The following is a 12,068-nucleotide window of genomic DNA, read 5'->3' on the forward strand; positions in this document are numbered from 1 at the left end:
CATCACTTAAAACAGTTATCAGTTATCAGTTAAAACCCAAGGACTTTACGACTTGACCGATAACTGTTTACTATTAAAAGCCATCGCTCATCCAAAACGAATCTCTCAATAGAAACCTTCTACTATTATTTCTTACCTGCTTGCACACGCCCTTTTGTACCTTGTGTCACCTTCGATTCTTCTTGCTTACTAGAGTTGACCATTTTCACCAAGTGCTGATTTAGATAACTCTGCGCCGAAATGTACAAACTTTCCCAAATCTCTTGATTGCGGCTGATTTTTGTGCCGACTGTATTGCCTGCTGTTTTCTCCGACACCAAATACTTGCGGAAATAATTCGTCCACAAGTGTTGGAGGAAATCTTCGGCGAATTCGTTAAAAGGAATAATCCATTTATAGTCTTTATCTAGAAATACCCGATAGGACGCAATTATTGGTAATGCGAGGTCAGTTGGCGCACCAAACCCGAATGAATACTTGCTGTCCGGCAACAATGTAGTTTTACGTATATCTATTGATGCTAAATCGTTGGCACCCTTTTTTCTGGGGTTGCTGATATAGTCTTGGATTATTTCGTACAGTCTTTGCTCTATCCACAAAGCATGAGTTAGCAGAGGCAGCAAGGCGGTTAATCTTTCCCTTTCTGCGTCTGTGATATTACTTGGAAGACTCATCCCTGCTGGGTGTTTGGTTCGTTTATTGCCGTCAGGGTTGTATTTATTTCTGTCGAGGCAGTAAAGGAGCTTGAGCAAATGGGTGACATTGCACTGAGCATTTCTGGGAGCGCCGCTTTGGTTTTGGTAATAGGCAATGCGGAATTTCCTATCTTCTTTCTGTTCTAACTGGGCTAAATACTGCTTGATGAATTTGTAATCACCTCTGGCGTTGACTTTGGAGCGAGAATCTACTGGCGTTGTAGTATTTGAGGCTAGGGCTATATCTTTGGCTGATTCTTCAGTCAGTCCGATGTGAATCGTAACTTTTACTCTGGCTTGGGTTAGGTCATATTTGTAGTTTTTCGCTTGCTCAAAAGCTAGAACTGTGTGCGCTCCGTTGATAATGCCGTCGCTACCCCCCTCGTTAGCTTCTTTTATCTCCAGTTCTAGCTCAGTTTTGTTCTTACTCTTGTTAACTTTATTGGCACACAGTACGATTCCACTGTGACGAGAGAAGAATTTTACGGGTTCGGTCGTCAGCGAGTCGAAGATTTGTCTGTAGGTTGCGCTTTTGCGGTTTGGCTCACGGATGTTCGGTTCTAGGGGGAGGTTTATAGGGAACGAGTCTACATGGGCGGTGGCGATAATGCAATTGGGGTTGGCTTGAAAATAGTTATCTACCTTTATGTTCCAAGTCTTGGGCATAGTAAATCTGGCGATGAAATTAATCGGTTAACGTTACTGTATCTGTTATCGTTGTTTCATTGTGGCATTGTTGCTCTAGTTAACCAAATAGCTGCCCCCAACGCCACCAGTTCTCGGTAATTGAAAGGTGTGAGCCATTTCAAAATCAAGTTCAACTGTAACTTTAGCCGTAGGCGCTGCTCAATCGGTACATCCAACCAAAATGCTGCATTCACTGCTTTCTTCAACCCATAATGGCAAAACTCATTCTAATTCGTCACGGTCAAAGTACTTGGAATGCAGCCAACCGATTTAGCGGCTGGGTTGATGTCCCCCTGAGTCATCTAGGTCGCCTTGAGGCGATTGCGGCGGCAAAAAAAATTAGAAATTATCGAATTGATGTGTGTTTTACTAGCCTACTGGTTCGTGCCATTGAGACAAGTGCTATTTGTCTAACTGAATGTGAAAAAACTTGCGCTGGTAAAAGCCCTGTATTCAAACATAACGCTTCAGATCACGAATGGCATGGTTGGGATAACTATGAAGGAGATAAAAGTCAGGAAATTCCTATTTTCATGTGTGCAAAACTTGATGAACGCTATTACGGTAATTTACAGGGATTAAACAAAGCTCAAACCACAGAAAAGTTCGGTGAAGACATGGTGCATGAATGGCGGCGTTCATTTGTCAAACGACCACCAGGAGGAGAAAGTCTTGAAGACACTGCCAAAAGGACGATTCCATTTTTTCAAAATCGAATCTTTCCTCATATAAAAGATGGAGATAACGTCCTGGTTTCTGCCCCAGGGCAAACGCATCTTATTTACTAATAAAAACTAAGGGAGATTCCAAAATGACATAGATAATTGTAAAAATTGGTGAAATGATAAATAAAACAAATCAAATATTTTTTCAAAATGTGAATTAGCTTACTTCAACTCAATGACTAATCGTCAATACTAAAATAATTCAATTATGAGCTACATAAGAATATATTTACTTAGAGGATAAATAAAACTTTTATGTAAAACATTCAACTCAAGTTTTGATGTACTATTTTAAGCTAACGCTAAAATACTTAGTAAATATTTGTTATCCATCGCTGCAAGAAACTGTTTATTTTTGATTCCACGTTTGACACGCTTCTCTTGAGTTAAAAGATTGACTGCAATATGTCTGAGAATTGCAAAATTCTGTGGAGCATTATCTTTTCTAATTCGACAGTCATCTTCTCTTAAGGCAACATCCAATAGCCAATGCAATGAATTTTCAATTCCCCAATGGCTGCGAATAGAATTACCAAACTGTTTAGCATCTGACTCAAGGCTACTGATAAAATACCGAGTTTCAACCGTTGTTTCACCATTGAATGAACGGACAGATTCTACCATGCCAACACTATTAAAATTTGACCAAATCGAATCTGGGTTAAGCCGAGATTCAATTTGAGAGAACATTACGTAATTGCGAATTTCATGACGGCCATGCCCTGTTCCTTCTGTTTTATATGTGCTATGTTTAATCCCATCAAAACCTGTGGCTATCCCTGAAGAGAATAGTTTTTCGACTTCATCATAAAGATTTCCTTGATTCTTCTTTAACGCAATTACATAATCTGCATAATGCTAGAGTGATTAGCTTCACAATCTCCTTCTGGCAGCCAATTGCATCAATGGTCACAATACATCCTGACAGTTCTAATACCTTTAATAATTCTGGAATTGCTGTAATTTCATTTGATTTTTCATCTACTTTTACTTGTCCCAGCACTAATTTATTTGTAGTTGCCCAGGCGCTTACCATTATAATTGCGCTTTGGTCACTACTTGTATCATAAGAACCACGTAAAGTTTTCCCATCAAGTGCGACAACTTCACCATCAGTTATCTTCTGTATTGATTTCATCCAGCTCAGAAAACATTCCTGGAACTGTTGAGGATTTATTTGTGCAAATACTCTTGCAAATGTATCGTGGGACGGAATCCCATTTGGTAATTCTAAAAATGTTTTTAACCATTCATACTTTGCACAACCATAAGTCTCTACGGCTACCCAACCATCCGCACCACAAATCACAGCACATACGGCAATGGTCATGATATCGATTAATTTATGTCGTTTGGTGCGATCTATTCGTGGATCTTGTATCACCGCAAAATGGTCAGCAATCGTAATTTTGGGTTTGAGCTTCATAGAGAGGAGAATAAGAACGTAATTCTTCTTTGTGATCAATGTGAGAATACCACGTTCAATGAAGGGCAGCTGTCCTGACTTTTCACAACATCTGTAAAAGTCACTTTGGTCAGGGGAGCAACGCGATTTGGTGAGGTCTGGGAAAAAAGGTGCGATCGCTAAATCCTTTCATCAGTAATAAAAATATATTTATACATATTAAGTAGTAAATTGTAAATGAAATTACTTAGTACTCAGATTTGATTTTTAGCGATCGCACCTCGTTTACCGAATCTGACAAAATCGCATTGCTCCCTTGGTCAGTTAGCTATCGCATAAATTGAGTTTTTCTTTTCGCTGATCTTCTCGTGATTCCTAGTCATTAATCTAAAACTATTGAGAATCAGACTGTGAGAAAACTTACGCTATTTAGTGACTTGAGAACTGACCGTGAAAATTCAGGCAGCCGTCCGTCGGCTGCCTCTAACTCTCCCCTAATAATGATTATTATTTTCATCTAAAGTGAGGTTTAATATCCTGAAAGCCCTATGTAGTTTGAGTCTTGGTGTATTTCACCATGATTCAGGCTCGTCAATATTTAGATGCGTTTGCCCTGCCGCCGGAGGCGATCGCTTTTATGAAGAGATACTACTGCCAACGGCTACCATTGGCGATTGCGAATAAATATAGATATCACCCCGTAGCAATTCCAGCATCAACCATATTACTTAGATATTAAGTATCAAATATTTCCAGTCATTATATTAATCACTCAAAATACCCATACTGATCATCTGCATAATCGCTCGGTTCCATTTCTTGTACTTCACCGACCCATTCCCTTATAGCCCTAAACTGAAAAGAAGAGCGATCGCATTTCAGAGCCAGGAACGTATAGAAAAAGTGTAGAAACTACATCAATAGAGGAGATTTCTTCCTCTGTCCTGGAATAGTCAACTTTTGGACAGCACGGCGTTTAGTTTCTTCACCGCGACGGTCATATCTGGCAGTCTGGTCACTGTTTGCGTGTCCAGCTAACCTTTGAACTGTAGAAATGTCTTCACCAGCATCGAGCAGATCGGAGATGAAAGTTCTACGGAAATCGTGAGCGGAGAAATTAGTTACTCCCGCCTCTAAACCACGTTTTTGCAAGATGAACAGCACTGCTTGAGAGGTAAGCCGTCGTCGTACTATCCTTGAGCCTCTGTTGATATGACACAGCAAGGGGCCTGCCTCGAAGTCTCGAAGCGATAACCAGTCCAAGACGACAGTAAGAGCAGCATCGGGTAAGTACACAGTCCGATCTTTACCACCTTTGCCACCGCGCACTTCTATTGCCCCAGTATTCAGGTCTAGGTTGCTCAAGTCTAAATTCACCACTTCAGAGCGGCGGACTCCAGATCCACGGAGTATTGCAAATATTGCAGCATCTCTGTAACCAGTGGGGGTAGGGTCATCAAAGCAGGTTTGCATCAATTGGGCGATTTCTTCTGCCGTAAGGACACGTCCCCGCAATTGCTTGGTGACTTTAACGTTGGGAATGTCTACAGCACGAGCAAAATCAACAGCATCCATTATTTCTAACCGCAAGGCTTCTTTTAAAACTCGCCGCAAAGCACACAGCACTTTGTTGACATAAGCTGGTGCATATTTTTCGCTCAACACAGAGCGGACTGCCGCCGTATGTTTGTAGCGCAGTGCTGCCCAGTTCAGGGTCATCGCATCACAACTTGAGTTGGTTAACAATCGCGCGATCGCATTGAGAGCTTGGCGCATTGTGGGGCGGGAACCAGGGGAAAGGGTTGCCAAATAGACCGCAGCGGGATGTTCGATTAGCGGGATGGGAGAAGCCAGAGCAAGAGGAGAAGGTGTGCTGTTTTCAAGGGTTTGATGCATTTACTTATCGGAACATATATTCTTATAAGCAAGATTCTGATAAGTAATTATCTCATAATTGCGTGCATGTGATGCTGACTTTACCCCTCAACAGGCAACACATCTTCACTTAGCAAGGCATAAAATTCCGGGACTTGATCCTCGACAAGTCGCAGCTCATTCGCTGCGATCGCTTCAAGTTCCAGCACCGTATCCCAGCGCAAATCCTCAACCCATCGCTTAAGGATGCCCTTAATCGCGTCCACCCCCTGCTTAATGCCAGAGCGTAGCATTTCCACACAATGGAGTAGCGTAATGCGATCGGTCGGAGGCGACTCAAATTCGGTAGTATCCTCCCCTTGGCAATGGGAGTTCCCTATAGCATCAAGGGGGGGGATGGATACGGGCTGGTGATTTGGGTTTGCACTATACACAGCAGGGGTTTCGGCAGCATAATAGGTTCGATTTTCTTTTTGATTACGCTTCGTTTCACGATGAGCAATTACATGCATTGCAAATTCCAATTGCTCTTTATCTAAAGAGAAAAGTTTCACCTGTTGACCGCGTTTACCTTGCTTACGGAAAGTTAACTTTAACCCCAGCTGCTCAACTAAAGTTCCTAGCAACCAAATAGGCTTACAGTCACTAGGAATAGTAAACCCAAGAATTGCTTTGACGTGAGCAGCACAATGTATAGCAATCTCCGTCATCTTGAGTAAGGTGGAATCGTCGGCAGAAACTTCATCACCCCTCATTAAACTTAAGAGAATTTGATGCAATCCCAGGTTAAATCTAGCAAGCCACCGTGCCGAGTAATTGCCCCAGTCGATGCACAAAGGTAGATTGTCGCGCTCGGTGCGGTCTTTTTGGGTGACAATTGCTGGTGGGGTAGGATAACTTTGCCCAGTTTTGGGGTCAACAATTGATTCTTCGGGCTTTGCTAAAATGGCCTCAAGTCCAGCGATCGCTCTAATTAAGCGACCACCTTTATCCATTTCTACGAGTGATTCGGTTACTTCGATGCCGTAAGAGTCAGAAATGCGAAACTTTTCACATTCAAAAATTTCGCTAGGGTCAAGGTAATCTTTGCTCTGACGGGCACGGTACTCACTCAAAGTAATATTCTTAGCCTTGGCAACATGAGAATTGTGGGCACGATCCAAAGCTTGTGCTGCTGCTTTTAGACTTTCTCTTGCTTGGTCATCATCATCACTGCCCACACATATAAATGTATTGCCCATTTCCGTGAGCAGCGATCGCAAATCATCACGCAGATTATTAAGAGAATAGTGGCGGTTAGCCATAATTTGGCAGTAAGCCTCAAGCGCCCAATCTTTCTCTGCGCCCCGCTTGCCTGTTTGACGGTCAATCCGCAACAGAAAAGCGGTCATTTCATTGGTTTGGAGCAAGCGCTCTTTAATCTTGGATGCGTTTGTATCTTGGTAGCCAAATGGGGGGCGCGGGGCCACCCAAATATGAAACGGGACTTTTGGACGATAACGGTACAGTTGTTGAGCGCACTCAGTAGCAGTTTGGGAAACGCCGTGAAACACACCAAATACTAAATCAAAATGATACTCCGAAATATCAACACCAGTACCGAGACTGGGAGAGGTGAACAAGGCATCAAAGTTTTTGACGGCGTTGGTGATGTCTTTGATGAAAGCGACATTTTCATCACTGCCAGAATTGTCGGAATGAACTGACCAGATGCGCCATGAAGCCCTACGGGCTGGGCAAGGGGTAAGGGGTAAGGGTGAAAGGGTGGAGGAATCTGTTAATTCTTCCTTTACCCCTTGCCCTTTACCATGCACCCCTTCTCCTGCCTTTTCGTATTTGATAGTAAAGGATTTGTCGAGTTTTTTGATGAAACGCTTACTGTCACTTGCAACCATGATTTTTTCTCCAAGCATCAGCGCTGCCGAGATTTGGGCGACTAGGGCGCTCTCATTATCCCCCTCGTACCAATAAATTGTGCGTGAACCGTTTCGCCACTCGTTTTTAATGATGTAAGGTACTTCACCTTTTGGTCGCATTGCAAGAAAGAAGTCTACCGTTAAATCATCCATGTGTGCATCAGCAATGACGACCAGTGGCGCATTGTATACTATATATTCCAGTACTTCTAGGATTGCTGCACGGTGCTGTTTGCAAGTATTACTGTGTAGTAAGTGGGTGAGGTATTGGCAGGCTTCATCTATAAATATGCAGCCGTAGGTGAGAGACTGAGTATTCAGCTTATGCAAGCTGTCAATAGTAATACTAAGGGCTGGGGCCTGGGCTAAACCTGTGTAACCCAAGTCGGAGTACATCGCCGTCCGCAAGCGTTCGGCAAGATTTTTCAGCAAGTTAACCCGATGTCCATTGTTGAGGAACCGTGCGTTAGGATTTTGGTCACGCCACCAGCGCATGAGTTCAGTTTTACCAGTGCCCATATCGCTCCACAAAACCACGAGTCCAATTTCTGGAAAACGGAAAGACTTTTTGGAATTTTTTCACCACCAATATTTACTCTCCCACCATCAGTGACAGTTAATCGTTCTGCTTCGATTGTCAGATTTCCGGCCTTTCCAGTTCCTCCAGTTCGAGCTGATATTCTGCTAGGAGAATTACCAGTTAATGACTTTCCGGTTACTTGCACTTCTTCGTCAGCAGTGATAGATACGTTGCCTCCCGAACCCTGCCCAAATGTGCCTGATGATATAACTCCTCCAGAGCGTAGACTTAACCGCGCAGTTTGAATCTTGATGTTACCGCCAGATCCGGTAGATCCTCGTTGGGCCAAACTTGTTATGGAACTGCCTGCATTCGCTGTTGGTTTTCGCAACACTTCCACTGAATCATGAGCTAAGACCTCTATGGAACCAGCATTTCCGAAGCCATACGTACCAGCAGCGATCCCTGCTCCATCCCGGACATTTAACCGCCCAGTTTCAATATTGATGTTGCCACCAGCTCCGGTAGCTCTTGGGTAAACTAGGCTCGATATACCAGTGTTGAAAAACGAATCAACTTCTGGTAATCCCACCAGGTTCACTGAATCTGAAGCATTAATTTTCAATGTTCCTCCCGTTCCTGCTCCTAATGTGCTGGACTCAATCTGAGAACCACCGTCTAGCATTAGCTTCATGGCTTGTATTTGAATATTACCACCACCATTCCCACTGGCATCAACTGCTGCTGCTCCAGATAACTGGATCTCTCCAAAGGCTGAGATGCCTGAATATCCCAACGTCCAGCCTTTATCTGTAGGAATCAGATTGACCAAACCCGCTCCAGCCACGCTGCCTAATTCAATCTGTCCCCCTGTTGTTTTAAGCGTTCCACTTGAGAGTAATATATTACCACCCACCAAAGCTAAGGTTTGATTTGGCTGCACGCGCAGACCAGAACTAGTATCTATGAGGTTTGAAGTTTTTCTTATACCTTGTCCGTCTCCAAAGACGCGAATATTTCCAGCATTTGTCCCAAATCCTAATCCCACAGGCACGCTCACTGTCAACAGAGGTTCTGCACCACTAAGGGGTTTAGCATCGAAGGAGATGCCATCAGCAAATTTAATATTACTGGCAGTAGTGCCGAAAAACGAGCCGCCAATGTTCAGTGAAGCATTCAGCCCAAAAATAATCCCATTGGGATTAATAAGAAATACGTTGGCTATGCCGTTAGCTCGAATTAAACCATCAATATTAGATACTGAGCTACCCGTCACTCTTGTCAAAATGTTTTGGATGTCTGGGGCATTTTTGAAATAGACTGCGCTTCCTGTGGGTACAGAAAACTGTTCAAAGCTATGGAACAAATTGCTTCCGGCTTGGGTTCCTCCAGTTATCGCACTGGTATTATTACCCTCTATTGTGACGCTGGAGTTGACTCTTAGGGTTGCATCTGGAACAATTTGTGCCGCAATTGGCTCCCAAGGCAATAAACAAAACAAAGTGCTGCCCTTAATAAGCCAGGATAAAGCTTTTGTCATAAATCATAGTAAAAGTTTCTCGGTTGGTTTCTGAATTATTTTTAGTACAGACTTGCACCCTGCACCCGAATGATTACCAATCATACAGATTAATAGTAGCGGTAGCGTCTTGTCAAATTGGATTGGAGACAGAGGCTTTTTCTCTAGTGGTAAAACTGTTAATATTTTCTAAAATCCGAGCGAAAGTGATCGGGAGTAAAATACGTTTGTGGATTTATCAGTGATGAACAGAAAACGTAGTGAGTCCTTTAATGAAGTTGCAGAAATCTATGATGCAGCACGCCCTAGCTATCCATCTCAATTGATTGAAGATGTAATTGAGATGGCTAATCTTCCAGATTCAGCTTCAATTTTAGATATTGGAACAGGGACAGGTAAGGGAACTGTTCCATTTGCTGAAAAGGGCTATGCTATCTGCTGTTTAGAGCCAGGTGAAAGACTGATTGCAATAGCATCTCAAAATATGCGTTTATATCCAAAGGTGACATTTGAGACAGTGACTTTAGAGGATTGGAACCTACGCCCAAGGTCCTTTGATTTAGCAATATCTGCCCAAGCCTTTCATTGGGTAAATCGTGAAAAAGGGTATCCAAAAGTTGCACAAGCTTTAAAAGAAAAAGGTTATATTGCGTTTTTTTGGAATTTCTCTATTTTACCAGATACTTCAATATTTCAGGCGCTCAAAGAAACGTTTCAAAAATATGTATGTACAACAATATATAATGCTAAACCATCCTCAGTTGAATCACTAATAAAAAAAAGAGAAAACTGGATATTAAATAGCTTTTGTTTCAAAAACCTAGTGGTCAAACAATATCCTTGGTCTATTGATTATGATGCAGAGCGATATCTAGGTCTTCTGAAAACTCAAACTGCTTATCAAGAATTTACTGAAACTGAAAAGCAGGATTTCTCTGATGCTATTATACAGATATTAAATGCTCATGGGGGATATGTTAATAAACCCTATTTATCGGTTCTTTTCTTTGCTCAAAAAATTTAAATAAGCCCTTTCATTATAAATAAAATTCAATATCGAGTGTGGGTTATAACTCATCTCAAACCCGATACGGAAAAACTACGGATTTCAACCTAGATGAGATTTATATAGTTACCCCAAATGTAATACTCGCTGTTAAATAATCAATCATTAGCCGTTGTTTTACCTGTGTAATACCAATTTTTTATGAAGCTGCATAGAATTCGATCCCCCCTTAATAAGGGGGGAACTGGAAAAACATTTATCAAAGTCCCCCTTTTTAAGGGGGATTTAGGGGGATCAAGATATGTGCAACTTCACATTAAATTGGTATAAGGCAGTCGATTTAATTAAAGCCAGTCGTACTTGACAAAGTATGATGAGCAACTATTAACAGAGGTAACAATGGAAACAGCAGATGTAATTGTGATTGGAAGTGGTCAGGGCGGAGTTCCACTCGCAGCTGACTTTGCATCATCAGGTCGAAACGTCGTTCTATTTGAGCGCGATGCATTGGGAGGCAGTTGCATAAACTATGGTTGCACACCTTCTAAAGCCTTTCTAGCCGCTGCCCATGCCGCAGGTCGCGCTCGACAAGCGGCAAAGTTAGGCATACACGCGCAGGTCGAGGTCGATTTTTCTGCGGTGATGGAGCGTGTGCGTAGTATTCGCAGCCAGTTTAACCAGGGTACCAAGCGGCGACTAGAGAGTGCAGGGGTTCGAGTCATCTGCGCTGAAGCTGCTTTCACCGGAGAGCGAACTGTGAGTGGAGGAGGTGTGACTGTGCAGGCTCCGCTCATTGTTATCAATACAGGGACATCCTCCAGCATTCCTGACTTTCCCGGTTTAGCTGGAACGCCTTATCTGACCAACCGAAATTTCTTTGATTTGCAGCAGATTCCGCCCCGGTTGCTCGTGGTCGGCGGTGGCTATATTGCCCTGGAGTTAGGGCAGGGAATGGCGCGTTTAGGGAGCCAAACCGAATTGATTGTGCGGGGCGATCGCTTGCTGGCTCAAGAAGAATCCGATGTCAGTGCTGTGCTTGCTGATGCTTTTGAGCAAGACGGAATTGGACTGCATTTCAATGTGACGGTTCAGCAGATTGCTTACACTAACGGTGTGTTTACCCTAACGCTGAACAATGGTGAAGTACTAGATGGAGAAGCATTGCTGATTGCGATTGGGCGCAAACCGAATACTCAGGCATTAAATTCTGCGGTGACAGGCACTGAATTAGATGCACAGGGTTTTATTAAAATCGACGATCAATTTCAAACAACTTGCGCTGGGATTTATGCGATCGGAGACCCTAGCTGTCTAATTGGTATTGAGAGCTTGAAACTCAAGCACAGTGAGAAGTTCTTGATGTTGATTAACCAAAGCTTGTATTGCGCTAACTGGATTACGATGAAGACGACGTTTTTGTTGGCGAGGAGCTTCTGCCATTGCTAATCGACGACGTTGAGTTTTATACTCAGTTATAGGTACTTGCTGAATTTGTTCAAGTAGCTGTTTTTCATTCTCAGCAAAAAAGAGAACTTGATATTGCCCAAAATCACGCAATTCAACAGTTGATTTGCGCCCACTAATTCGCCTCTGATGGCGACGCAACTGGCTGAATTTTGACTCAATTTTGAGATTATCTGGCGGTAAACCAGGGATATCATAGCAGTGCAACAAATTAGCCCCGTATTTGTGCCACAGCAGTTGTAACTTTTTTTTGAGA

At 42.8% G+C, this 12,068-nt stretch carries 9 protein-coding genes and 1 pseudogene; 4 read left to right on the plus strand and 6 right to left on the minus strand.

Annotated elements, in window-relative coordinates:
* Positions 1–125 precede the first annotated feature (125 nt).
* On the minus strand, positions 126–1,361 hold the full coding sequence (locus tag NLP_RS12455) for an AIPR family protein (protein ID WP_104906675.1): 1,236 nt from the start codon (positions 1,359–1,361) through the stop codon (positions 126–128).
* A gap of 56 nt (positions 1,362–1,417) precedes the next feature.
* Entirely contained in the window at positions 1,418–1,576 is a 159-nt protein-coding gene (locus tag NLP_RS33085; RefSeq protein ID WP_158680356.1) for a hypothetical protein, read from the minus strand.
* 18 nt (positions 1,577–1,594) lie between these two features.
* On the opposite strand from NLP_RS33085, the gene NLP_RS12460 reads away from it, so the two are divergent.
* Positions 1,595–2,170 carry a histidine phosphatase family protein gene (locus NLP_RS12460; protein ID WP_104906676.1) on the plus strand — a complete coding sequence of 192 codons (576 nt, stop codon included), beginning with the start codon at positions 1,595–1,597 and terminating at the stop codon, positions 2,168–2,170.
* Positions 2,171–2,398: 228 nt separating this feature from the next.
* On the opposite strand, the pseudogene NLP_RS12465 reads toward NLP_RS12460, so the two are convergent.
* Positions 2,399–3,533, minus strand: a pseudogene (locus tag NLP_RS12465) (ISAs1 family transposase).
* A 556-nt stretch (positions 3,534–4,089) separates the two neighbouring features.
* Between NLP_RS12465 and NLP_RS33090 the strand changes: the two are divergent.
* Positions 4,090–4,251, plus strand: coding sequence for a hypothetical protein (locus NLP_RS33090; RefSeq protein ID WP_158680357.1), 162 nt, complete (start codon positions 4,090–4,092; stop codon positions 4,249–4,251).
* A gap of 173 nt (positions 4,252–4,424) precedes the next feature.
* On the opposite strand, the gene NLP_RS12470 is transcribed toward NLP_RS33090, so the two are convergent.
* The 3 genes from NLP_RS12470 to NLP_RS12480 all read right to left on the minus strand — a co-directional run bounded on the left by NLP_RS12470 (position 4,425) and on the right by NLP_RS12480 (position 9,363).
* The gene (locus NLP_RS12470) at positions 4,425–5,408 is read right to left on the minus strand and encodes a tyrosine-type recombinase/integrase (protein ID WP_104906677.1); all 984 of its coding nucleotides are present in this window, start codon (positions 5,406–5,408) and stop codon (positions 4,425–4,427) included.
* An 80-nt stretch (positions 5,409–5,488) separates the two neighbouring features.
* Positions 5,489–7,840 carry a plasmid replication protein, CyRepA1 family gene (locus NLP_RS12475; protein ID WP_234017296.1) on the minus strand — a complete coding sequence of 784 codons (2,352 nt, stop codon included), beginning with the start codon at positions 7,838–7,840 and terminating at the stop codon, positions 5,489–5,491.
* On the minus strand, positions 7,729–9,363 hold the full coding sequence (locus tag NLP_RS12480; RefSeq protein WP_234017297.1) for a filamentous hemagglutinin N-terminal domain-containing protein: 1,635 nt from the start codon (positions 9,361–9,363) through the stop codon (positions 7,729–7,731). Before NLP_RS12480 ends, NLP_RS12475 begins: the two co-directional genes overlap by 112 nt.
* A 208-nt stretch (positions 9,364–9,571) precedes the next feature.
* On the opposite strand from NLP_RS12480, the gene NLP_RS12485 reads away from it, so the two are divergent.
* Entirely contained in the window at positions 9,572–10,366 is a 795-nt protein-coding gene (locus NLP_RS12485) for a class I SAM-dependent methyltransferase (RefSeq protein ID WP_104906678.1), read from the plus strand.
* Positions 10,367–10,747: 381 nt separating this feature from the next.
* Complete coding sequence (locus NLP_RS12490) at positions 10,748–11,794, plus strand: dihydrolipoyl dehydrogenase family protein (protein WP_234017298.1); 1,047 nt, start codon at positions 10,748–10,750, stop codon at positions 11,792–11,794.
* The last annotated feature ends 274 nt before the right edge of the window (positions 11,795–12,068 follow it).

It is taken from the genome of Nostoc sp. 'Lobaria pulmonaria (5183) cyanobiont' (genome assembly GCF_002949795.1).
GTDB lineage: Bacteria > Cyanobacteriota > Cyanobacteriia > Cyanobacteriales > Nostocaceae > Nostoc.